At 35.9% G+C, this 23,734-nt stretch carries 18 protein-coding genes; 6 read left to right on the forward strand and 12 right to left on the reverse strand.

Annotated features, from left to right (window positions below):
• Positions 1-5: 5 nt before the first annotated feature.
• Both R1T42_RS13255 and R1T42_RS13260 read left to right on the forward strand, forming a co-directional pair.
• Positions 6-1,103, forward strand: coding sequence for a sensor histidine kinase (locus R1T42_RS13255; protein ID WP_317290659.1), 1,098 nt, complete (start codon positions 6-8; stop codon positions 1,101-1,103).
• Positions 1,104-1,514, forward strand: coding sequence for a response regulator (locus R1T42_RS13260; protein ID WP_036582713.1), 411 nt, complete (start codon positions 1,104-1,106; stop codon positions 1,512-1,514).
• Here R1T42_RS13260 and R1T42_RS13265 read toward each other — a convergent pair.
• From R1T42_RS13265 to ileS, 4 genes are read right to left on the reverse strand one after another with little or no spacing between them, the layout of a single operon-like run.
• Entirely contained in the window at positions 1,511-2,125 is a 615-nt protein-coding gene (locus R1T42_RS13265) for a lipoprotein signal peptidase (RefSeq protein ID WP_036582712.1), read from the reverse strand. The two genes, R1T42_RS13260 and R1T42_RS13265, sit on opposite strands and share 4 nt — an antisense overlap.
• A gap of 32 nt (positions 2,126-2,157) precedes the next feature.
• Positions 2,158-2,811, reverse strand: a complete 654-nt coding sequence (locus R1T42_RS13270; RefSeq protein ID WP_317290660.1) for a hypothetical protein — start codon at positions 2,809-2,811, stop codon at positions 2,158-2,160.
• 35 nt (positions 2,812-2,846) lie between these two features.
• A complete protein-coding gene (locus R1T42_RS13275; protein WP_036582709.1) occupies positions 2,847-3,233 on the reverse strand; it encodes a TraR/DksA family transcriptional regulator in 387 nt (128 codons plus the stop codon).
• Between the two features lie 3 nt (positions 3,234-3,236).
• Positions 3,237-6,644: an isoleucine--tRNA ligase gene (ileS, locus tag R1T42_RS13280; protein WP_317290661.1), complete on the reverse strand. Its 3,408-nt coding sequence runs from the start codon at positions 6,642-6,644 to the stop codon at positions 3,237-3,239.
• A 194-nt stretch (positions 6,645-6,838) separates the two neighbouring features.
• Between ileS and R1T42_RS13285 the strand changes: the two genes are divergently transcribed.
• Positions 6,839-8,077, forward strand: a complete 1,239-nt coding sequence (locus tag R1T42_RS13285) for a M48 family metalloprotease (protein WP_317290662.1) — start codon at positions 6,839-6,841, stop codon at positions 8,075-8,077.
• Positions 8,040-13,535, forward strand: coding sequence for an AAA domain-containing protein (locus R1T42_RS13290; protein ID WP_317290663.1), 5,496 nt, complete (start codon positions 8,040-8,042; stop codon positions 13,533-13,535). The genes R1T42_RS13285 and R1T42_RS13290 overlap by 38 nt, the downstream gene beginning before the upstream one ends.
• Positions 13,536-13,563: 28 nt before the next feature.
• Here R1T42_RS13290 and R1T42_RS13295 read toward each other — a convergent pair whose 3' ends face one another.
• The 6 genes from R1T42_RS13295 to R1T42_RS13320 all read right to left on the reverse strand — a co-directional run bounded on the left by R1T42_RS13295 (position 13,564) and on the right by R1T42_RS13320 (position 20,070).
• Positions 13,564-16,020: a ligase-associated DNA damage response DEXH box helicase gene (locus tag R1T42_RS13295; RefSeq protein ID WP_317290664.1), complete on the reverse strand. Its 2,457-nt coding sequence runs from the start codon at positions 16,018-16,020 to the stop codon at positions 13,564-13,566.
• Positions 16,013-17,650 (reverse strand): ATP-dependent DNA ligase, encoded by a 1,638-nt coding sequence (locus R1T42_RS13300; RefSeq protein WP_317290665.1) that lies wholly within the window; start codon positions 17,648-17,650, stop codon positions 16,013-16,015. Before R1T42_RS13300 ends, R1T42_RS13295 begins: the two co-directional genes overlap by 8 nt.
• Before the next feature lie 5 nt (positions 17,651-17,655).
• The gene (locus R1T42_RS13305; RefSeq protein ID WP_317290666.1) at positions 17,656-18,717 is read right to left on the reverse strand and encodes a ligase-associated DNA damage response exonuclease; all 1,062 of its coding nucleotides are present in this window, start codon (positions 18,715-18,717) and stop codon (positions 17,656-17,658) included.
• 54 nt (positions 18,718-18,771) lie between these two features.
• Positions 18,772-19,290, reverse strand: coding sequence for a hypothetical protein (locus R1T42_RS13310; RefSeq protein ID WP_317290667.1), 519 nt, complete (start codon positions 19,288-19,290; stop codon positions 18,772-18,774).
• 102 nt (positions 19,291-19,392) lie between these two features.
• Positions 19,393-19,695 (reverse strand): hypothetical protein, encoded by a 303-nt coding sequence (locus tag R1T42_RS13315; protein WP_317290668.1) that lies wholly within the window; start codon positions 19,693-19,695, stop codon positions 19,393-19,395.
• A gap of 24 nt (positions 19,696-19,719) precedes the next feature.
• Entirely contained in the window at positions 19,720-20,070 is a 351-nt protein-coding gene (locus R1T42_RS13320; RefSeq protein WP_317290669.1) for a hypothetical protein, read from the reverse strand.
• A gap of 224 nt (positions 20,071-20,294) precedes the next feature.
• Between R1T42_RS13320 and R1T42_RS13325 the strand changes: the two genes are divergently transcribed.
• Both R1T42_RS13325 and R1T42_RS13330 read left to right on the forward strand, forming a co-directional pair.
• The gene (locus R1T42_RS13325; RefSeq protein WP_036582678.1) at positions 20,295-21,233 is read left to right on the forward strand and encodes an NAD-dependent epimerase/dehydratase family protein; all 939 of its coding nucleotides are present in this window, start codon (positions 20,295-20,297) and stop codon (positions 21,231-21,233) included.
• A 53-nt stretch (positions 21,234-21,286) separates the two neighbouring features.
• Entirely contained in the window at positions 21,287-21,718 is a 432-nt protein-coding gene (locus R1T42_RS13330; RefSeq protein ID WP_042245605.1) for a tellurite resistance TerB family protein, read from the forward strand.
• 7 nt (positions 21,719-21,725) lie between these two features.
• Here R1T42_RS13330 and R1T42_RS13335 read toward each other — a convergent pair whose 3' ends face one another.
• Positions 21,726-23,255, reverse strand: coding sequence for a hybrid sensor histidine kinase/response regulator (locus tag R1T42_RS13335; protein WP_317290670.1), 1,530 nt, complete (start codon positions 23,253-23,255; stop codon positions 21,726-21,728).
• Positions 23,255-23,734: a Rab family GTPase gene (locus R1T42_RS13340; protein WP_317290671.1), complete on the reverse strand. Its 480-nt coding sequence runs from the start codon at positions 23,732-23,734 to the stop codon at positions 23,255-23,257. Before R1T42_RS13340 ends, R1T42_RS13335 begins: the two co-directional genes overlap by 1 nt.

A 23,734-nucleotide genomic window follows, 5' to 3' on the forward strand; every position in this document is an offset into this window, starting at 1 on the left:
AAACGATGCAAAACAATAATGAAATAAGTCTTCAAAATGCCTTAGAAGACAAGTCATATTTCTTAAATGAGATAGCTGCGATGACTCAAACGGGTGGCTATGGTTGTAATCTAATTACCGGAGCGATTATTCTCAATTTTGGGAGTAGAGACTTGCTTGGGATTCCTCATGATTATGAAATAAATATCGATAATGTTTCTCGATTTTTTGCCAATAAGAAGGTTTTTAAAAAGCTGATAGGTGATTCATTAAAAGGAAATTCTACGATTCTAGATTTAGAAATGAATAAGTTTGACGGAGAACGTCTTTGGGTGCGATTTAATTGTCATCCATTTTTACAGGAAGATAGAGTTGTAGGTCTACGTGGAGTTTTTACAAGCGTAGATCGGTATATAAAAAACACTCAAGAAGTAGAGAACGCTGCTTTAGTAATTAAAGCTCAGAATGAAAGACTAGTTCATTTTGCTCATATACTTTCTCATAATCTAAGATCTCATGCCAGTAATTTGCAACTTACCTTACAGACCTTTGATGATGTTAAAGAGCCCAGTGATGTTGAGGTATTCAATAGTTACTTAAATGATATATCCTTCAGTCTTAATCAGACATTACATCATCTGAATGAAGTCGTGACTATTAATACGGAATTAAAGATTAAAGAGAATATAGATATAGAGGCTATATTTAATAGAGTGTTATTGGATTTTGAAGAAGATATTAAAGCGGTAAACGCAACGGTAACTTATGATTTCGCAGAGTTGCTTTCTATAGAATACGTACCATCATTTTTAGAAAGTGTTTTCAGAAATTTAATAAGTAATGCTATCAAATATAGAGATTTGGAAAGACCATTGAAGATTGTGGTTAAGACTAAATCTAAGAACAAACGGAAGCTGTTAATTATAAGAGATAATGGAATAGGTATTGATTTAAAACGTCATGCAGGTAAATTATTTCATATGTATCGTACCTTTCATACCAATGATGATGCCCGTGGAGTAGGCTTGTTTTTAGTAAAAAGTAAGGTTGAAGCTTTAGGTGGTGATATATCTGTTAAAAGTGAATTAGGAAAAGGAAGTACGTTTTCAATAAGATTTGAATAAATGTCTATAAAAACCATACATAGAGCCTGTATAATTGATGATGACAAACTATATGTAAGTCTGATCAAGATGCTCATCAATAAAAATGAGCTAGCTCAAGAATTATTAGTATTTGAAAATGGCAAGCAAGCCTTTGATTATTTTGAAGAAGCTCTTGCGGGTAATAATGCAACAGCTTTACCACAGGTAGTTCTCTTAGATCTTAATATGCCTATTATGGATGGTTGGGAATTTCTAGATGCGCTGGAGCCATATGCAAATGAACTCAAGCAAAGTAGTCTCAAGCTTAACGTGGTAAGTTCTACCATTAATCCTGAAGAAATGAATAAAGCTCGTAATCACGCTATTGTAAATGATTTTATTACAAAGCCTATATCAAAAGAGGCGATGATAAGTGCTTTTAGACTCTAAGATTTTTCTGGAAAAGCTTTTTTACTAAAAAGAATTAATAAGATTACACCTATTGTTATAGCAGAGTCAGCTATGTTGAATATCGCGTTAAAAAAAGAAAAGGTTTCTCCACCGATCCATGGCAACCATGCTGGCCATACACCATCAAAAAGAGGGAAATAAAGCATATCCACTACTTTACCATATCCTAATGGTGCATATCCATTTTCAGGAAATAAAGTAGCTACAGCGCCATGATCACTACCAGAAAAAATCACCCCATAAAATATAGAGTCAATAATATTACCTAAAGCACCAGAGAAAATAAGTGCAATGGATATAATAAGAATTTTGTGGCCGTTATTTTTAATACTATTCCATAACCAATACCCAATACCAAAAACGGCAAAGACTCTAAAAATAACTAGAATCAACTTCCCATATTCTCCTGGAATTTCAGCGCCCCATGCGGCACCTGCATTCTCATAAAACATGAGTTTGAACTTATTAAGATCGTAAATCGGGTTATTAGAATCTGTAGTAAGAGTATAATTAAGTTTAATATAAATCTTACTTATTTGATCTATTAATAACACTAAAATTATAATAAGAATCGCCTTGGATAACTTCATCAGTTGCGTTTGGATATGGGCAAAAATACTATTTAATCCTTAATAGTAATGTTGCTATTTATGGTTTCTATTTTCTGGTTGTAATAAACAATCGACTCATTAGTTAATTGGGTTATTACACCATATTTTGTGGACAATTCTATGTAAGATGACGGATTGATGACTGTAACCATCGCGTTTACTGATACGATATGAAAATCTCCACGTACATTTTTTAATAAACAGCTTCCAGATTCTAGATTGATAAAAGAAAATTCAAATTTACCATTGATGCTTAAAAAGCAATTGCGCGAGTTAATATCTAGAGCTAAGTTTTCTGGAAGGTAAATCGTTGCTTTTCCGTCTATAATCTTGTGTGCACTCAATTTGTCTTGTGGAAAAGAAAAGCTGGGATTAAAAGGATCGGTAATTTTTAAAGTGTCGTTGGATATTGCTGTATTTAACAAAACTGCACTTCGGTATTCTCCTCCTTGACTTTCAATTATTCTAATGTGTTCCTCTTTCGTTGTAATAATTTCTAGCTCAATAGTAGATTCTAGATATATGTCAACTGTAGAGATTCCTGTGTTGTCATAAGTGATATGACTAGAATTGCGTTGTGATTGCGCTTTCGCGAAAGCGAATATCAAAAATATGCTTAAAAGAAAACTCCTTTTGACTACAGGACATTTATGCAATAGAGCCATAGTTAAAAGGAGTTAATTATAAAATGCAAAATCTGTTAAGACTGCATGTTTTTTGCTTCAATACTCAATGTTGCGTGAGGTACTAATTCTAAGCGTGCTTTTTTGATTTTCTTTCCAGTGACACGACAGATACCATAAGTTTTATTCTCTATACGTATCATCGCATTTTTTAAATCTCGGATAAATTTTTCTTGTCTAATGGCTAGTTGAGAGCTCGTTTCTTTATTCATTACCTGACTACCTTCATCAAATGCCTTAAACTGTGGTGCCGTATCTTCTGTACCATTGCTGGCGTCATTCATATATGCACTTTTGATAAGCTCATGTTGTTTTATGGCTTCGTCCATTTTTTCTTGTACTATGGTTCTGAAGTAAGCTAGGTCTGCGTCTCCATATCTTTCTTTTTCTGCTGTATTACTCATGTTCTATATTTTTTTAATCTGTATTGAGGTCACAATGTCGTCAAATTCAACAATCGTACCATTATCTACAGTTTGTATTAATGTTAAATCATCTGCTAGTGTTTCATCCATGATGTATTTCTCATTAGAATGAACTGCGTCGTCAATCTCATTTTGTGATTGTATCACAATATTGATACGATCTGTTACCTCGAGACCTGAGTCTTTTCTTATGTTTTGAATACGATTCACAAGTTCTCGTGAAATCCCTTCCTTTTTAAGTTCAGGTGATATCGTTACATCGAGCGCAACGGTTATTCCAGATTGATTTGCTACTAGCCATCCTTCTATATCTGAAGATGTAATCTCCACGTCTTCAAGGGTCAAGATAATTGCATTTCCATTTACTTCAACCTCTTTTTGCCCAGTTTTTTCTAACAAAACGATGTCTTCTTGTTGAAAACTTTTAATTTTCCCAGCTATTTGCCCCATCGCCTTACCAAATCTAGGTCCTAACGCTTTAAAATTTGGCTTGATTTCTTTAACTAATATACCACTAGCGTCATCAATTAATTCAATCTCTTTTACATTTACCTCACTTTTTACAAGGTCTGCAATCGCTTCTATTTGTGCCCTATCTTTTGCATCTAATACTGGTATCATGATACGCTGTAAAGGCTGGCGTACTTTGATACTTTCCTTTTTACGTAACGATAGAGTAAGACTAGAAATTACTTGTGCTTTATGCATTTTCTCTTCTAGAGCTGCATCTATTAGAGACTCATCTGCTTTAGGGAATAATGCAAGGTGTACACTTTCACTTGCGTCGCTTTCACAAACACTAGTTAAATCGCGGTATAGTTGATCCATAAAGAATGGAGCAATAGGTGCGCCTAATTGTGCTACCGTTTTAAGACAAGTATAAAGTGTCTGGTAGGCAGCAATTTTATCTTGCTCATAAGTTCCTTTCCAGAAACGTCTTCTACATAAACGTACGTACCAGTTACTTAAGTTCTCAGTCACAAAAGTGGTGATGGCTCTAGCAGCCTTTGTAGGTTCATAATCTTCATAGAATGCTGTGGTATCTTTTATCAAAGTATTTAACTCAGATAAAACCCAACGGTCTATTTCTGGACGTTCCTCTAATGGGATGTTAGCTTCACTATAAGTAAACCCATCCACATTTGCATACAGACTGAAGAAAGAATACGTGTTATAAAGTGTACCGAAAAACTTACGTTGCACTTCTGTGATACCGTCTAAGTCAAATTTAAGGTTGTCCCATGGATTAGCATTACTCACCATGTACCAGCGAGTAGCATCTGCTCCATATTTACCTAAAGTCTCAAAAGGATCTGCTGCGTTACCTAGACGTTTAGACATTTTCTGTCCATTTTTATCTAGTACGAGTCCGTTAGAAACTACATTTTTATAAGCCACGTCATCACTTATCATGGTAGCGATAGCGTGTAGCGTGTAGAACCATCCACGAGTTTGATCCACACCTTCGGCAATGAAATCTGCTTTTCTAAGTTGGTTTTCTACTTCTTCTTTATTTTCAAAAGGATAGTGCCATTGAGAATAAGGCATAGAACCAGAATCGAACCATACATCAATAAGGTCTGACTCACGTGTTAGTTTCTCTCCATTTTTACCTACTAGATAAATGTCGTCTACCACGTTTTTATGAAGATCTACAAGGTTGTAATTCTCTTCACTCATATCGCCAGTTTTAAAACCGGCAAAAGGATTAGAAGTCATGAATCCAGCTGCGATAGATTTCTCTATCTCTGCTGTAAGTTCTTCTATAGAACCTATGATCACTTCTTCAGTTCCAGTCTCATTTCTCCATATAGGCAATGGGATTCCCCAGAAACGAGAACGAGATAAATTCCAGTCGTTTGCATTTGCCAGCCAGTTACCAAACCTTCCTTCTCCGGTAGATTTAGGTTTCCAGTTGATAGATTTGTTCAGCTCGTGCATGCGGTCTTTAAATTCCGTCACTTTTATGAACCAACTGTCTAGTGGATAGTATAAAACAGGCTTGTCAGTTCTCCAGCAATGTGGATAACTGTGGACATATTTTTCTACTTTAAAAGCACGATTCTGTTCTTTTAAAGCAATCGCGATATCTACATCTACAGAGCGTTCTGGCGCTTCTCCATCTGCAAAATATTCGTTCTTTACATATTTACCACCTACCTCTGGCAGTTCTTCTCTAAATTTTCCTTGAAGCGTTACTAGCGGTACTGGATTCTGATTTTCATCTAGAACCAACATCGGTGGAATAGGCGGATTTGCTTGTTTAGAAACCAGCGCATCGTCTGCACCAAATGTAGGTGCTGTGTGCACGATTCCTGTACCATCCTCAGTAGTTACAAAGTCTCCTGCGATTACTCTGTAAGCATCTTGTGCGTTTTCATACGGTTGTGCATATGGCAACAACTGCTCGTATCTTAAATTTACCAGATCAGTTCCTTTACAAGAACCTAATAAATGATAAGGGATTTTTTTATCTCCTAATTTGTATTCTAGTTTCGCTTTCGCGAAAGCGTCACCTTCTAAAAGCTCATACTTTTTACCGAACTGGTAGCTCACTAATTTTTCAGCAAGAATCACCTGCATAGGTTCTCCAGTATATTGGTTAAAAGTCTCAGCTAGTACATAATCGATTTTAGGACCAACGGTAAGCGCAGTGTTAGATGGCAGTGTCCATGGAGTAGTAGTCCAAGCAAGGAAAAATACATTTCCATTGTTTTCAAATGGTAATTTTGATGGGTCCTCAACTTTAAACTGTGCTGTAACTGTCGTGTCTGTAACATCTTGATAAGTTCCAGGCTGGTTCAACTCGTGCGAGCTCAGTCCAGTTCCTGCAGCTGGAGAATAGGGTTGTATTGTGTATCCTTTATAAAGTAAATCTTTAGAATAGATTTCTTTTAATAACCACCATACAGATTCCATGTATTTAGATTTATAAGTAATATATGGATCTTCCATATCTACCCAATAACCCATGTCATCAGTAAGCTTGCTCCATATGTCGGTGTATTTTAATACCGCATCTTTACAGGCTTGATTATATTCTTCTACAGATATTTTAGTGCCTATGTCTTCTTTAGTTATGCCTAGTGCTTTTTCTACACCTAGTTCTACAGGTAGTCCATGAGTATCCCATCCTGCTTTACGGTTAACTTGATACCCTTGTTGGGTCTTAAAACGACAGAATAAATCCTTAATCGTACGACCCATAACGTGGTGAATACCAGGTAAACCATTTGCAGATGGTGGTCCTTCAAAGAAAATAAAAGGTTCATTTCCTTCACGAGTCGTCATGGACTTGTTAAAAATGTCGTTTTCCTTCCAGAAGTTTTTGATGCGTTCATCTACTTCAGGTAGGTTCAATCCTTTGTATTCGTTGAATTTCTTACTCATTACACTGGTGTTTTAAAGCTGGCAAAAGTACGGAAATTTGGACACTTATAAAGCGCTAAATATCTAACTTGAGTCTGGTTTTTGAAAAGCTTTTGTCATCATTTATTTTCCTATATTTTCCTAATAGAATCTTACATCAAGAAAAACTAAATCCTTAAATTTAAAACTTAATATTCACGCAGTAAAAGATATTCATGTCACAAGATGTCATTGAGACTACGGCTGTTCTAGAGCCTTTTCCTTATCATAAAATGTTGAGAGACCATTTAAAAAGTCGGAAAAAGACCTGGCAATGGTTTAAAGATGAGAAAATTAAAACGCAACAGATAGAGTCCTTCAAAAAAGAACTTCTTAAAAACACCTACAGACTCGATACAGACAGTCATCGCAATCTATACCAGATGGCGCAAGACATATGTGTAGATTTAAATATAGATGCACAGGTTACATTATATCAAGAGAATAAAAGCTTACAGTTAAACGCAAGCATATCAGTTATAGATCAAGAAGCTCACATTGTATTCTCAGGTAATATATTGCAATTGCTGGATGAAAAACAACTTAAAGCATTACTTGCGCACGAGTTATCTCATTATCTATTCTATAAATTAGAAGATGGAGAGTATGAGATAACGCAACGTATCATTCTTGCTTTAGCAAACGATTCTCGTAGTGAAGATAGCATCATTGAAACTGCACGTATTTTCCAATTATACCTCGAGCTTTTCTGTGATGCAGGTGCATTTAAATCATGCCGAGAGCATTACACAGTCATTCAAATGTTGATCAAGCTTAATACAGGTCTGTCAGATGTAAATGCGCAAAGCTATCTAGATCAGGCAAAGGAAATTATCAATCAAGATGATGAAGCCACAAATCAACAAACCCATCCAGAATCATACATACGTAGTATCGCTCTAGATTTAAAAGGACGCAGCTCTCGAGAATATCACGAGGAATTGCACAAACTCATAGAAGGAAAATGGGATATCAACAGTCTAGATATTTTTGAGCAAGAAAAGACACGAGCGCTATCAAATGATTTTATACAACTTATTTTAAGACCACAATGGATGAATTCGAGTGCGGTAATCAATCTCGCTCAACAGTTTTTTACAGATTTCGCAAGAGAAAAAGAAGTGGATACAACTAAACTGTTGGAACGTTTGAAACACACCACACCTAGTACAAAAAGTTATTTGTCTTATGTCCTATTAGATTTTGCTAGAATAGATAGCGAATTAGAAAAACTGCCTATTGCACATACCTTAGAAATAGCAGAATTGCTTGGTCTAATAGAAGAATACGAACGAGTTCTTAGAAAAGAACTCAAACTTAGCGTTCGCAGTTTTAAAGACTTAAAGCAAGAGGCGATGACGGATTTGAGCAACGTTAATGAAAACCAAGATAACAGCATCTACGATAATGAGTGATTATAAAGCAAGTTTTTTTAGTCTTTTAGATGAGGTGAAAGATCATGGCGGTAGTACCACGGCAGATTTTATTGCACGTGTATTACCGCTTATAGAAAAGGCTCATTTTTTGAGATCTCGCAATCTCGTGTTAGGGATTTATTCTATTGAAGATATTTACTTTAATGGAAGAATCATCTCCATAGATTCTGAAGGAAAAGAGTTTAGAACAGGAGAGCACAAGATATTTAAAAAACCTAAACAGCGCTATGCGGTTGAAGTAAGTGGTAATTATAGTGAAATAAGTAAGATTGAAGGTGATGATTATGACCAGCACATCTATGATGATGAGGCGATTCAAGAGGATTTTGAAAAACCTATTACTAAGCCTGTTTACCTTGCACGATATAAAAGTTGGGATTTAGAAACAGGATATTATGATCCTATTACTGAGATTTTTACACTAGGCTTTATACTAGCTTCTGTCGCATATGGTATAGATTTTAGAGACATTGACGAGCTTAAGCGTTTTATAGAAAACCGTGAGCGCTTATATTTCTATAACAAAGATTTACATCCTACCATACATCACGTGATTAGGGAAATGACACCTTTGTACAGAGAAGATCGTGCGCCTAGTCTTGAAGAAATCATTGCGAAACTCAAAAATTACCGAGATTTCAATCCAGAGAATTACATTGATTTAACAGATACTGAAGGGTTCCGTAATTTAAATCTGTCAGACCGTGGTAGCTATATTCTAGATAAATTAAAACGTAGACTTTTTGATATTTCGCGCAGGAATAAATTGCTTTACTTTAATGATCGTGGTGGTTTCTTAAACTTGACAGAAGCCTCAGTGCCTATGTTACTAGACTATAAAAACATCACTGAAAAAGATTTAATTTTTTGGAACGCTCATATTCAAACGCAGTTCATTTCAAAGAAAAAAGTCAATCTTAATAGATATTTAGAACTTGATAAAAACAGATTTTTAAGTCCAGCACTTAATAAAATAAGACTCGAGGCGCGCAAGAGTAAAAATGAATACGGTTTTGATCAATTGCGTGTTGTTGTTGCTTTTTTGCACTGGTATAATTTTAAAGAAAGTGAAGATGAGCGTATCAGTTCGCCGCTGTTATTATTACCAGTTTCTTTGGTAAAAAAGAAAGGTGTTAAAGATCGTTTTGAACTAAATGTAAATGATACTGAGGCAGAGATCAACCCAGTATTAAGTTACTATCTTAAAGATTTATACGGTATTGAATTACCAGATTTTATAGACCTAGAAACCAGTTCTATTGAAGAGCTTGTTCAAAGCATCAAAAACCAAATCTCACTAGGTGGTACGGGAATCGATTTAAGATGGAGAGACAAGCCTAAAATCCAGTTAATTCACAAGCTTGCAAAACGCAACTTCAAACTTAAAAAGCGCAAACTTTCTAATCGTAATTCTGGTTTAAGCACACGCAGTTATGACTATTCTTATGACGCTCAAAATGTAAAACCATTAGGGCTTGCTATTTTCAATAACCTTATTGCCAAAAAGCATAACGAGCTCGAGTATATCATTAATGAGGATATCAACCCATATAGTGATCTTGCTGTTGCAGAGCGCCGCCGCAGTTTTTATCATACCGATAATGATGGAGATGTAAATCCCTTGGTATGGGAAGTGGATACTTGTAATATGACTATAGGTAATTTTAAGTACCGTAAGATGAGTCTTGTACGAGATTATTCTGAGATTTTAAAAGCCGATATTAAAGATGAGGTCTTTGATGAACTCTTCAGTGAGAAGCCCAAGAAAATGAATCTCGATGGTTATCAAAAAAGTGGTTTAGCAGACTTATATCCCATTATCCAGTCAGATCCTACACAATCTCAAGCCGTTTTAAGAGCTCGGTCTGGCGAGAATTATATCATTCAAGGACCACCAGGAACCGGTAAGTCGCAAACCATTACTAACCTCATTGCTGATTATGTAGCTAGAGATCAAAAAGTGCTTTTTGTTTGTGAAAAACGTGCCGCTTTAGATGTGGTTTTTCACCGTTTGAAAAATAAAAAACTAGATGAGTTGTGTTGCCTGATCCACGATTCTCAAACCGATAAAAAAGCCTTTATAATGAATCTCAAGGATACCTATGAGGCCTTTATGAAGAAGGATATGAGTACTTCTACGCTTTCGCGAAAGCGTGAAAAAATCATCAATCAAATAGAAACGCATCTGGGGAAGTTAGAGCATTTTCACGATACGATGTGTGATGGGATGCCACCACTTTATGAGTTGTTTCAAGAGTTGATTACCTATTACCAAACCAAAGAAAAGCTCAGTGATAACGAGTTAATTTATGTGCCGTTTTATAAGGAATGGAAAGAAAATGAAACATGGATAACCGAAATGATTGCTCAAATAAAATTGAACAATCACGGACATAATATTTCAGATTATGCGCTAAATGGATTATCTCAAGGATTACTTGATGTACCTAATTCTAAAGGAGTTGTTCTAGAAAAAATAGAAGCAACAGTGAGTTTGTTAGATCGTCTCAATGAACTCCTCGATGAACAAGAAGTTACTGTCAGAACACAATCTGTTGCCGCATGGCGATTAGAATTTGATTTTGCATCTAAGGTTTCAAAAATAGTAGCTCAAAATGCGTTAGGAATTTTTGATAGCAGCACGATTGCAGCTTCTAACTTAGATAACTTCAATAGAAAAATAGAGAAGCAAAAAAGGTTGTATTTAAGATTAGTAGAAGAAAATAAAAACTGGAAACAAAAATTAAATGCTGTTGATGCTAAAATTGCTCAAGAACAATGGCAACGATTAGATGGTTCTTTTTTTAAATTCTTAAACCCTAGCTGGTATAGAATAAAAAATCAACTTAAGGCTGCTTATAATTTTAGGGCTCATAATATTGCGCCTTCTATAGAGTCTGTGTTAAAGACCTTAAATGAGGAATATGCAGCACTAGAATCTTTAGAGCAACAACGAGAAGAAGCCGCCGATAAATTTGGTTTAGAAGATTTTGTAAGCGACTATGAATGGATCAAACAACAGCAGCTAGATCCTGATGACATCATTAAAAGCTGGATGGCGACAGATCATACATCATATGTGAATAGCCTATTAGGTTTTAAATTAGATTTTGATCAATTTGATGAGAATTTAAATCAACTATTTACAAATTGTGATCATCACTTACTCTCTCAAATAGAAGATAAATTACAACGTGGTAAGGCTAGTATTCATACTATAGGGCTTTTTACACCTTATATCATGCAATTACAGTCTACAAGTAAAGAGATGCAAGATAACTTGCGCCGTAAACCATGGCAAACTGGCGACATCGCTTTCCATACCGCTTATAAATCTTTAAAAGAGGTTTATGATAAAGAGCCTGTATTCTCTCAAACCAGTGAAGATATCCTTGCTAGTTCCGTACGCAGTGTAGATGCTTTACTAGATAGTTATTATGAATCTAATGTAGCTTTTATACGTTCTAAGATTAGAGATAAGTTCTTAAATAAAGTGCGCATTACAGAATCTGTTGCAGCACAATTAACACCAGAAGAAAAAATCCTTAAAAAGAAATATAATGCTTCTCGACGTGTATTAGAAAATGAGTTTGGCAAAAGTATGCGTTATAAATCCATACGTGAGCTAGCTACTGGAGAGGCACAAGAAATAATGACTACTTTAAAACCAGTATGGTTAATGAGTCCGTTGAGTGTCAGTGATTCTATGCCTATTGACACGTCAATATTTGACGTAGTAATCTATGATGAAGCTTCTCAAATCACGGTAGAAGAAGGCGTTCCATCCTTATTTAGAACGCATCAAACGATTATAGTAGGTGATGAAATGCAAATGCCGCCTACAAACTTCTTTAGTTCCAACACTACAGATCAAGAAGAAGATGAAGAAGAGACCGAAGAGAAAACAGGAATTATGCTGGATGCAGATAGCCTCTTAAATCAAGGCGCTAGAAAATTGAGTTCCGTCATGCTAGGATGGCATTATCGCAGCCGTCGAGAGAGTTTAATTAGTTTTAGTAATGCCGCTTTTTATAAACGCAATTTACTTACCATACCTGACAGTCGTATTCCTAATGCAGGTATAGAGCCGCTGGAGCCTATTATCACGCCAGATCAAGAAATAGATGCTCAAGATGTGCTCAAGCGCAGCATTAGTTTTCATTATATGGAAAATGCGGTATATCATAAACGTGTTAATAAAGACGAGGCGACTTACATCGCAAATATGGTACGCACGTTTCTTATGGAAGATGTGAAAAAAAGCATAGGTATTGTTGCATTCTCTATGGCGCAACAAAGCGAGATAGAAGAAGCACTGGATAAACTAGCTCAAGAAGATCCACATTTTGGGAAATTGCTAGAAGAAGAATATCAGCGTACAGAAGAAGATCAGTTCGTGGGATTATTTGTTAAGAATCTAGAGAATGTGCAAGGAGATGAGCGTGATTTAATTATCATGAGTATTTGCTACGGTTTTAATAATCAAGGTAAAATGTTTATGAACTTTGGACCTATTAATAGACGTGGTGGAGAAAAACGATTGAATGTAATTTTCTCACGTGCAAAGCGCAATATGATTATTGTTTCTTCTATTCTCGCGGCAAATATTAAGAACGATTATAATGAAGGAGCTAATTATTTTAAACGTTTTCTCGCTTACGCAAAATTTATTAGCGACGGACAATTAGAGTCAGCAAATGGTATTTTAGACAGCTTACATCTTGATGACGACGAAGAAGAAAGAACAAAACGCTTACCAATTATTAATCAACTTAAAACTGTTCTTGAAAAAGATGGTTATATCGTTGATAGAGCTATAGGTCAATCGCATTTTAAATGTGATCTCGCCTTGCGTAAAAGTGATAGTGAGTCTTATGAGCTTGCTATTTTAATAGATCGTTCTACACACTATGCCACTGATGATATTTTAGAACAATACAGTCAAAAACCAGCAGTTCTTAAAGCATTTGGGTGGAAATTACAACATATCTATAGTAAGGACTGGCTCGAGCAACCAGAGCGTGTGCTAGAAAAAATTCGTCAAAAACTAGAAGGGAAAGAAGAAGATCCAGAAGATCCAGAAGAACTTGAATCTGAACTCGAACGTGAGAATCAAATAGATGCTGTTGAAGAAATAAAGTCTAATGATGAAAGCTCAAACATTTCAATACCTGAAGTACCTGAAACGGAACTTGAATCTGAAACGGCAAAAAAACCTCAAGGTAACCTAATTTTTAAGCGTTATGAATTTGTAGAAGGTTCTAGTAATAAATACTGGGAAATCACCGTAGATGGATTTGATATCATAACCAGATATGGTCGTATAGGTAACAAACCTCAAGAAAATCGTAAGAGTCTTGATGATCAGGTTTCGGTTCTTAAAGAAGAAATGCGATTGATAGGTGTGAAAACTAGGAAAGGTTATCGACCGGTTTAGTATTTAATTTCACGCTTTCATGTAACTATTATTCCCATTTCAACTGCATCCGCTTGATTCTATCGGCTAGCTTTTCACTGCTTAATTTTTCGCGTAAGCGGTCTGTGATGATCGGAAAAGAGAATGGTGTAGGTTTTTCACAGGCTTTCCAGATGATTTCTTGTTCCTGGATGCGTTCTAGTGCCTCACGCAAGCGGTATTCTTGGATGGCTTGTTCAAAGGTCTCGGTATATGCTTGTCTAAATAATAAATTATCAGGTTCATTATCACGGAATACTTCAAATAGTAGCTGACTGCTATTTTGCAGGTGTTTTGTTTTTACCGCTTTATTAGGATAACCCGTGAATACTAATCCAGATATGACGGCAATATCTCTAAACTGCCTACGAGCCATTTCTGTGGCATTCATGCTAGCCTGTAAGTCTTGTGATAACATCTCTGGTGTGAGTAAATCGTTGTCCAGAATCTCCTGCATGTCAAAGGCTTGGTCACTTAATATTTCAAATCCATAATCATTAAAAGCCAGTGAGAATGTGATAGGTTTTAATAAGCTGACTCGATAAGCAATAATTCCTGCCATAGCCTCGTGTACAAAACGTCCTTCAAAAGGATAAAAAACGGCATGATAACCTTCACGAGTTTTAAAAGTCTCGATTAAAAACTCACTCTTTTGCGGTACGATGCTTTCTAATTGCTGTCGCTGTATAATTTCTTTAAGTGCTTTTACTTCTGGCGTGCGTTTTTTGCCCGTTTGAAAGTTTTCCATTTCGTCACGTAGTAACTCTCCTAATTGTGCACTTAACGGCAGGCGACTACCTTGCCAACTAGAAACCGTATTAGTTTTTTTGGTCGTGTTTTTGACATGAGCAATCATCCCTTTTAAACGAATAAATTCTAGCGTGCGACCAGCAAAAATAAATACATCACCACGATCCATTTTACTTATAAAATATTCTTCTACACTACCTATATAACCACCAGATTGATATTTTACAGTTACCAGTGTTGCTCCTACAATAGTTCCCATTTGCAAGCGATGACGCATGGCTATCTTTCTATCATCAATTAAATACCGACCGGTATCATCAATTTTTACTTTTTTATATTCATCATAAGATTGTAGAGAGGAACTACCGTAAACTATAAAATCCAGACACCATTTCCATTCTTCATCTGTAATCGCTGCAAAGCAGAATGTGTTTTTTACCTCAGGAAAAATCTCATCGGGATAAAAGCCACCAGACACTGCGAGTGTGCACAGGTACTGAATTAACACGTCATAACATAAAATATAAGGCAGTCGATCCTCTACGGCTTGTGTTGCGACAGTCTTTTGTAACGCACTAGCTTCTATGAGTTCTAACGCATGCGTAGGTAAAAAATGAATCACACTGGTCTCTCCAGGTCTGTGACCAGAACGTCCTGCACGTTGTAGAAAACGTGCCACACCTTTAGGTCCGCCTACTTGAATGATGGTTTCTACAGGTGCGAAATCAACACCTAAATCCAGCGATGAGGTACAAACACAAGCTTTTAAGCTTTCGTTTCTAATCGCGTTTTCTACCCATATGCGCGTTTCTTTATTAATCGATCCGTGATGCATTGCTACTTCACCAGCAAACTCAGGATGTTTTGTCATTAAGGATTGGAACCATAACTCACACTGCGCTCGTGTATTTGTAAAAATCAGTGTGGAACGACTAGAATTGATGATTTTAACGACATCTTCAAGTAAATGCAATCCTAGGTGACCACGCCACGGAAATTTGTCCATACTTGCCGGAATAATGGATTGTACTTTGATGTCTTTTTTGATGTTGGCTTTAATTAATACGCTTTCGCGAAAGCGGTTTTCATCAACACCTAGTAACACTTCACGAGCTTGCTCTAGATTACCAATCGTAGCACTAATTCCCCAAACTCTGATATTTTTACTCAAGCCTAGAAGTCGAGAAATACCAAGTTCCATTTGAACACCACGTTTAGTTCCCAAAAGTTCGTGCCACTCATCAATAATGATAGCTTGACAATCTTTAAAAATCTTTGCGTGGTCTTTTGAGCCCAGTAAAAGATGTAAACTTTCTGGTGTGGTAATGAGTAAGTCGGGCATAGATTTACGTTGAGCTGTACGTTCTTTTGTAGACGTATCACCACTACGTATTCCAACAGTAAAAGGTAAATCGATACCATCTACAAATCGTTGTGATGCCTGTGCGATTTCCTGACTTAACGACCGCAACGGAGTAATCCATATCGCTTTGAGCCCTTTTTTAGGTTTCTTCTTATAATCGGGATGCTTTTTTATGTAATCTAGAACTACGGCAACCCAAAGCGCATAGGTTTTTCCACTACCAGTAGGTGCGTTTAATAATCCATGCTTACCAGCTAAGAAGGCATCCCAAGTCTTTTTTTGAAATGGAAAAGCTCCCCAACCTTGCTGGTCGAAGTAATCCTCAGCTATTTTATGAAGTTGGGTTTTATTCATCCTTTAAAAATCCGCCGTCTTTAGGGATTAAAGCTTTTAAATCATCTAAAGTATTTGCTTCCTCTATAGGTTTATCTGTACGCCATCTTAAAATTCTAGGGAAACGTGTTGCAACTCCAGATTTATGACGCTTACTAGGTGCGATTCCTTCAAAGGCAATTTCAAAAACGTGATGAGGTGTTACAGATCTTACCGGACCAAAACGTTCTAAAGTGTTTTTTTTAATCCAAGCGTCTATTTTTCTAAACTCTGCATCGGTAAGACCAGAGTAGGCTTTTGCAAAAGTGACGAGATCACCATCGTTCCATAGACCAAAGGTGTAGTCTGTATAAAGATTTGCTCTACGACCATGACCTCGCATAGCATAGGTGAGCACTGCGTCGATAGTAAAAGGATCTACTTTCCATTTCCACCAATCTCCTTTTTTGCGACCTACTAGATATGGACTGTCTTTGCGTTTAAGCATTAATCCTTCAGATTTACGATCTGCACTGCGTTCTCTTTCCTTGGCAATATCTTCCCAAGTTGTGAAGCTCATCGTTTCTGAAATAAGTAGCGGAAACATTGAATCACTTTCAATCAAATTTGCTTTCTCATTACTGTCTAGAACTAATTTATCTAATAAAGCTCTACGTTCTTGAAAAGGTAATTCTCTAATGTCTTTTCCTTGCCACTCTAATAAGTCATAAGCAACAATTACTACTGGTACATCTAAAAGTAATTTCTTACCAACAGTTTTGCGGCCTATTCTAGTCTGTAGGTCATTAAAGTTAAGTATTTGTCCATTTTTATAAGGTAATACCTCGCCATCAATGACAGTTTCATCTGGAATAACATCTAGAAATTTTTGAAATTCTGGATATTTATCAGTCACTAGTTCTTCTCCACGTGACCACACAAAAATTTCTCCAGCTCTTATAATGGTTTGCGATCGGATTCCGTCCCATTTATGCTCTGCGCTCCATTGTGTTACATCGCCTAAGTCTGAAACTTCATTTTCTACTGCATAGGCTAGATAAAATGGATACGGTTTGCCACGCATGGCGACTTCGTTATCTTCATAAACTAGTTCTTTAAAAGTAGTGTTTTCTCCGGTCCAGCTTCCCATAAGTTTATGTGCTAGAACGTCTTGATCAATATCTGTAGCCTGTGATAACGCACGAGTCATTAATTTTTGAGAAACTCCTATTCTAAAGCCACCAGTCATTATTTTATTAAAAACAAATCGCTCATAATAATTGAGTTTCAACCAGTTTTCTTGTAGATATGCTTTCTTTTCTGAATCTTCCTTTTTACGCAACTCAATGAGTTCTTGAATGATTTGAGAAAGTGATTTTTCAGAAGATTCATTTGTGGTGGGTAGAATTAGAGCAATAGTTTCGGCTAGGTCACCAACAATGTGATAGGATTCTTCAAATAGCCATAAGGGAATACCACTAATTTCTGTCGCCCATTCTCGCATCAGTGTTGTGTTTACTGGGCGTTTAGGTCGTCTATGTGAAAGAATGGCAATGGTCCAGAGTTTATCCTCGTCTTTAGCGGTTTTAAAGTACTCTGTTAGTGCTGCCACTTTTAGAGTAGTTTTATTAGTGCCGTCTATGGTTCTTATGAGCTCTGCAAACTGTTTCATGGCGCCTATTTAGATGATGAAAAGTTTGTGTTAGATGGCTTTGACTCATCCTCAATGATAGGTTTTTCGGCTTCATTTAAATTTTCACCTTCATATTGAGTACGTTCACTGATGGCGTTAAGGCCTTTTTCTTCTCTTAAATAACGGGCAAAGATATCTTGATAACCGTGTGTAGTGATGACGTTTTCGCATCCGGTTGCGTCAATACTGTTTAATAATCCATCCCAGTCGCAGTGATCAGATAATACAAAACCTTTATCGATTGCGCGTCTGCGTCGTGCTCCTCTAAATGCCATCCAACCACTAGCGCTTGCGGTAACATAAGGTACCATTTTGCGCATCCATGGACTACCATGGGCACTCGGTGGCGCTACTACTATATTACCTGCGAGTTCTTCTTTAGTCGTTTCTTTAGTGATTAAATAAGTAGGCGGGAAGTTTATGAGTTCTCTAAGTACTTCAGTCATTTTAAAAACAGCGCCATGACAGTAGATTTTCATTTGCGACGTGTCAAGATGTTTGATGAGTCGCTGTGCTTTGCCTAGCGAATAAGCAAATAGTACAGATGTCTTACCATCTGCATGATTTTGAGCACACCAATTGTTTACATCGTCCATTACTTGTGCTTGCTGTTGCCATTTAAAAGCAGGCAGTCCAAAAGTGCATTCTGTTATGAAGGTGTTGCATTTAACAGGCTGGTATGGTGTTGAGATTCCGTCATCTTCAGTTTTATAATCTCCTGTAAATACCCAAACTTCGTCATTGTGTTCTACACGTATCTGACTAGAGCCTGGGATGTGACCAGCAGGATGAAATGAGAATTTTACGTTATTGATGAGCAGGTTTTCGCCGTGAGCGATACTAGATACATTGATGTCACCCAGGCGATGTTTTATTATGGGAACATTATCGTGTTGTGTAATATAATTTTTATGTCCCCATCGAGAATGATCTGCATGTCCATGGGTTATAAGCGCTTTATCAACTGGTTGCCATGGATCAAGATAGACTCTAGCAGCAGCGCAATAAATTCCTTTCTTAGTAAATTGTAGTAGAGGTTTACCCATTGCTTAAAATTAAGCACTGGTATTGAGAAAGTATGTATGATTAAGAGAATTTTATTAGGGATTGACACTGTCTTTTTCTTCTAGCTCTAATTCCATTGCTTCTAGATTCTTTAACAGATTTTCTTTAGATTTTTGCTGAGCAAATACTTCCATCATCTGGATTTTAAATTCGTCTAGAGCTATTATTACCTGATCATAGCGTTTTTGTTGATCCTTAGTGCTGTAAGCATTATGAGTTAGTAGAGCATGATAAGATTTTATTCTAGTTTCTAGAACTTTTAATCGTGACTTAACTGGTTGATTTGCAATTTCATCTGGTATACTCACAATCATATCATCGATTGAGGTAGCCAGACGTTGTGCCGCCGCCGTGGAGTGGTCAAAGTTTTCTAATTCTGTTGTAAAGGTCTGGTATGCATCCCATTTAGTTGATAATTGCTGGGCTTCACCTCTTAAAACCATGCGTGACGTCGCTGGGTCAAAAGAGGTTTCTGTACTTTGCTCGACAACAGGTGCTGTTTCTGGTGTCTCACCACAGGAAATAAGGAGCAGTAATATGAATAGGTAACGCATAGTTTTAAAACGTATAATTACAAAGATGATTATATTGTAGACATAAAAAAAGTATCCTGATAGAATCAAGATACTTTTTTGATTTTAATAAAAAGGTTAAGATTATTTATCCTTCATCTCTTCATTATATTCTTCAGTAGCGTCTAGGTACTTTTCTGTTGTACTTTGTTTTCTATTGCTATTGATTTCTTCCATATATTCCTCCATTGCATCTTCTTTATTGTCAACATATTTTTTACGAGCTTGGATAATTTCTTTTTCTAAATCGTCAAAGGCTTCCTGAATCTCTTCCATGTTTTCCTTATTGTTTTTAGTAGAAGCTTTTTCTCCCATACGTTCTTCTTCAAATTCAGCAATTTCTTTCTCTACATCTTCAATCGCATCTTGTACATCATCAATGCGCAAGTATGTTGGAATAGTAGACTTAAATTAATTAAAGCTAGTTCTTAAGCTTTCTGATTTGGTATTGATATTCTCTTCTGTGGTCGTTGATAATTCTGAGATATTGGTTCTTAAAACAGTATAAGAGTCATATCCTTTTATCGAGACAATTTTATCATCATTAACCTCTACATTACTTTCAAAGTCGTTAGCTAATTGGGAAACATTCTCTCTAGTATAAGTCATTGTATCTTGAATAGCGTCTTCGGCGTCTTCTGTAGTTTCTTCAACTTGTTCTGTAGTGTCTTCTACCATTTCTTCAAGTTCTTTATTTTCCTTGTCTTTACAAGCTATTAAGGTTACGGTCGCAAAAACTGCGATAATTAGTGTCTTTTTCATAGTATGGTTTTTAATGTTAAGACAAATGTAAGTTCAATTAATTAGTATAAAAACTAATAATAACTAAATAATGTTTAATAAAAAATAAGAATTCTTAATTATGTTAACTAATTATTGCTCTTACGCTTTCGCGAAAGCGAGATGTGAAAATGTTAATTATTACAAGTAAATTTTAAGATTTTGAGAATAGAGAGTTGGTATCTTTACCATTCTTAAAATTAATTATGGCGACTAAAATACTGATTATAGGTGCCTGTGGGCAGATAGGCACAGAGCTTACAATTCGATTACGTGAGATTTATGGAAATGATAACGTGATTGCTGGAGACATAAGAGAAGGAAGTGAAGAATTAATGCAATCTGGTCCTTTTGAAATAGTTGATGCTATGAATAGGACTTCTATTGAAGATGTGTGTTTGCATTATGAGATAAATGAAGTGTATTTGATGGCAGCCATGTTAAGTGCTACTGCAGAGAAGTATCCTAAAAAGGCATGGAACTTAAATATGGATTCCCTTTTTCATATACTTAATATAGCAAAGGAAGGTAAGATTGATAAAATTTTCTGGCCTTCAAGTATTGCTGTTTTTGGACCTACAACACCTAAGGAGAATACACCACAACAAACCGTTATGGAGCCTAGTACAGTATATGGAATTTCAAAACAAACGGGTGAACGCTGGTGTGAATATTATTATAATAAATATGGTGTTGATGTGCGCTCTATAAGATATCCTGGATTAATATCTTGGAAAACATTGCCTGGTGGTGGAACAACAGATTATGCTGTTGAGATATTTCATGAAGCCCTTAAGAATAATCACTATGATTGTTTTTTAAAAGAAGATACTAGCTTGCCCATGATGTTTATGGAAGATGCAATTAAAGCAACTGTATCTATTATGCAGACTAAATCAGAAAATATTAAGCAACGCAGTTCTTATAACCTTGCTGGAATGACATTTACGCCTGCAGAGATTGCTAGTGAAATTACTAAGCACTTGCCTGATTTTACAGTGACTTATCAACCAGATTTTAGGCAGTCTATTGCTGATAGCTGGCCTGGATCAATAGATGATAGTGTGGCTCGCGAAGACTGGTCATGGAGCCATGATTATGACCTAGAGAAAATGGTTAAAGAAATGCTAGATAACCTTAAATAAGTCTCTTATACACTTACTGTGTTTATTATATTTGCGGTATTAAATTAATAGATATGTCATTCTCAAGTTTATTTGAATCTGGTGAAAGTGCCAGAAATAAAAGTCATTTTGCTACTATAGTAAGTATTGCGCAGTCGCATGAAAATGTGAGCGCTCAAGAAACGGTAGTTTTAGAGCGTTTAAAGTCTAAACTGGATATATCTGATTCGGATTATGCGGCGATACTTAAAAACCCATCTGCATATCCAGTAACGCCTCCAACAGACAGTGAGGAACGCATCCAGTGGTTGCACGATTTATTTAAAATAGTTTTTGCTGATCATGCGATGGATGAAAACGAGCATAAACTGTTGAGAAGATATGCTACCGCTATCGGTTACAATGATGAAGATGCTAAATATCTAGTAGATAGATCAGTCGAGATTTTCTCTGGTCATTTAAATCTAGAAGATTACAGATACTTATTGAATAAGAATCGTAAGTAATACTTCTTTACTTAAACTTTTTAAGATTAAGCCTTTTATAAATGGTGTTTAACAATTCATCATCTGTATAAGGCTTTTTTACTACATCTTTAAATCCAGCCTTGCGGTATTCTACTAATTCTGGGGCAGATGTTTTTGTTGTTACAGCAATGATCGGTATTTTCTTGTTATGATCATTTGCAAATTCTTTTATCAGACTAATCAGTTCTAAGGCGTCGACTTGTGATATTGATGAGGACATTAGTATAAGGTCGTAATCATCTTTATCAACTGCTTCTAGTAAATCTTTAGGGTCAGTAAAAACACGATTGTCAAAGTTACCTGTACTTACCAATATCTTTAAAGCTGTCATTTGTGTGACGCTATTATCTTCGGCAATGATAGTTCTTACTTTATCTGTAAGATGTATTTTACTGTTTTTAGTAGTTTCTTCAGTTTCCTCTATAATTTCTTTATCGTGTATAGGGAATACTAATTTAAGATTTGCAACCTGCAAGGTTCCACCTGTTTCTAGTGGTTTTATGAGAATCTCGCCGTCCATTAATTGCGCTAGTTCTCTTGCAATTGAGAAGCTTAAGCTGGTCGTTTTTTCTATGTCCCCATTATCAAGATTAGTGTACGTCTCGATTTCTTGATCACCTAAGAAATCGGGTATTAAACCGTCATTGTTAATGACCTCTATTCTAAGACTAACTTTATTTGCTCTTCTTTGATTTTCTTTAATGTTAATTTCAATACTATCTCCTTTGTTATGCCTTAATGCATTGTCTAAGAAGTTAGTAATGATTTGTTCAAAACGTCTTCTGTCACCAATAATAGTCTTAGGGACAGATTCATCTATTTTTAGATTGATACTAAGATCCTTTGTGGAAGAAGTTGTAGAATAGTTTAAATGAACATTTTTAAGAAGTTTTCTTAAGGAAAAAGGTTCACTTTCTAGAGATAAAGAGCTGTTTTTTAGTATGGATAAATCAATAATGTCATTTAGGATGTCTCTTAACTTGTCACTTTGATCTTTTATAGCTCCTACTAGCATTTCTTGATCTAAGTTAAGCTCTGTCTTAAGTAGCATTGATGAAAATGAACTTACCAAAGTTAGTGGATTGCGCAGTTCGTGAGAAAAGTTTCCAATGAACCTGTTTTTAAACTCTTCTTGTTCTTTTAATATTTGGTTTTTAAGTTCCAGTGTTTCCTGAAATATAATAGACTCATTGCGTTTTTGAGCAATTAGTTGTACTCTATTATAGAAATCTGTTCCTTCTCTAAAAATGATGACAGCGGTATCATCATCATTTTTTATAAAATCTATATCAAAAACGCGATCATTTAGATGAACACACTCTAGTTTGATATGATCGCTTTTTTCTAAGAAATAAGTGTCTATTACTTCAAAAAATGGATGAAAACTTTTTATCGAAGAGTCTTTCTTTAACTCAAAAAGTTGCTGGTCAGTTGTGAGGATGGTCCCTTGTTTATCAATAGAGATAAACTGCAAATCTTTTGTGCTGTAGTCGCGTTGTAGTTCATGCATCGCCATTAGGATAAAATTTTAGCAATTTTTTCAAATAAGCGCTGAACATTGTTTCCTTCTTTTGCGCTGACTAGCATATCTAGAAATTCAAGTTCCTCCTTTTTCTCGGACATACTTCCTTTAGGTAAAAGGTCAGATTTGTTACCAATACTTAAAATAGGAACTTTATTGAAGTTATCCTTTAGATATTGAGTTTGTGATTCAATATTTTGATATGTTACAGGGCGCGTCACATCACACACAAATATGAATCCGTGTGTTCCCAGTAAATACGCTTTTCTAATTTCTTCAATGTCATCTGTACCTTCTGTATCCCATAGAATTAAGTTAACTTCTTTATTGTTAACATGAACTGTTTTCTTAAGAATATGAACGCCTATAGTTACTTTGTAGTCTGCAGAGAATACATCTTCTACAAAACGCCTTATAAGTGAAGTTTTCCCAACTCCAAAATGTCCTACGATGACGATTTTTTTTGATATCAT

Source organism: Nonlabens ulvanivorans, from assembly GCF_032922765.1.
Lineage (GTDB): Bacteria > Bacteroidota > Bacteroidia > Flavobacteriales > Flavobacteriaceae > Nonlabens > Nonlabens ulvanivorans.

What these genes read in the sequence shown, in the direction of transcription:
- R1T42_RS13275 (WP_036582709.1), bottom strand. Translation starts at nt 3,233, where the DNA reads ATGAGTAATACAGCAGAAAAAGAAAGATATGGAGACGCAGACCTAGCT.
- R1T42_RS13295 (WP_317290664.1), bottom strand. Translation starts at nt 16,020, where the DNA reads ATGAATAAAACCCAACTTCATAAAATAGCTGAGGATTACTTCGACCAG.
- R1T42_RS13330 (WP_042245605.1), top strand. Translation starts at nt 21,287, where the DNA reads ATGTCATTCTCAAGTTTATTTGAATCTGGTGAAAGTGCCAGAAATAAA.
- R1T42_RS13305 (WP_317290666.1), bottom strand. Translation starts at nt 18,717, where the DNA reads ATGGGTAAACCTCTACTACAATTTACTAAGAAAGGAATTTATTGCGCT.
- R1T42_RS13335 (WP_317290670.1), bottom strand. Translation starts at nt 23,255, where the DNA reads ATGGCGATGCATGAACTACAACGCGACTACAGCACAAAAGATTTGCAG.
- ileS (WP_317290661.1), bottom strand. Translation starts at nt 6,644, where the DNA reads ATGAGTAAGAAATTCAACGAATACAAAGGATTGAACCTACCTGAAGTA.
- R1T42_RS13255 (WP_317290659.1), top strand. Translation starts at nt 6, where the DNA reads ATGCAAAACAATAATGAAATAAGTCTTCAAAATGCCTTAGAAGACAAG.
- R1T42_RS13300 (WP_317290665.1), bottom strand. Translation starts at nt 17,650, where the DNA reads ATGAAACAGTTTGCAGAGCTCATAAGAACCATAGACGGCACTAATAAA.
- R1T42_RS13290 (WP_317290663.1), top strand. Translation starts at nt 8,040, where the DNA reads ATGAAAACCAAGATAACAGCATCTACGATAATGAGTGATTATAAAGCA.
- R1T42_RS13320 (WP_317290669.1), bottom strand. Translation starts at nt 20,070, where the DNA reads ATGAAAAAGACACTAATTATCGCAGTTTTTGCGACCGTAACCTTAATA.
- R1T42_RS13265 (WP_036582712.1), bottom strand. Translation starts at nt 2,125, where the DNA reads ATGAAGTTATCCAAGGCGATTCTTATTATAATTTTAGTGTTATTAATA.
- R1T42_RS13260 (WP_036582713.1), top strand. Translation starts at nt 1,104, where the DNA reads ATGTCTATAAAAACCATACATAGAGCCTGTATAATTGATGATGACAAA.
- R1T42_RS13310 (WP_317290667.1), bottom strand. Translation starts at nt 19,290, where the DNA reads ATGCGTTACCTATTCATATTACTGCTCCTTATTTCCTGTGGTGAGACA.
- R1T42_RS13270 (WP_317290660.1), bottom strand. Translation starts at nt 2,811, where the DNA reads ATGGCTCTATTGCATAAATGTCCTGTAGTCAAAAGGAGTTTTCTTTTA.
- R1T42_RS13325 (WP_036582678.1), top strand. Translation starts at nt 20,295, where the DNA reads ATGGCGACTAAAATACTGATTATAGGTGCCTGTGGGCAGATAGGCACA.
- R1T42_RS13340 (WP_317290671.1), bottom strand. Translation starts at nt 23,734, where the DNA reads ATGATATCAAAAAAAATCGTCATCGTAGGACATTTTGGAGTTGGGAAA.
- R1T42_RS13285 (WP_317290662.1), top strand. Translation starts at nt 6,839, where the DNA reads ATGTCACAAGATGTCATTGAGACTACGGCTGTTCTAGAGCCTTTTCCT.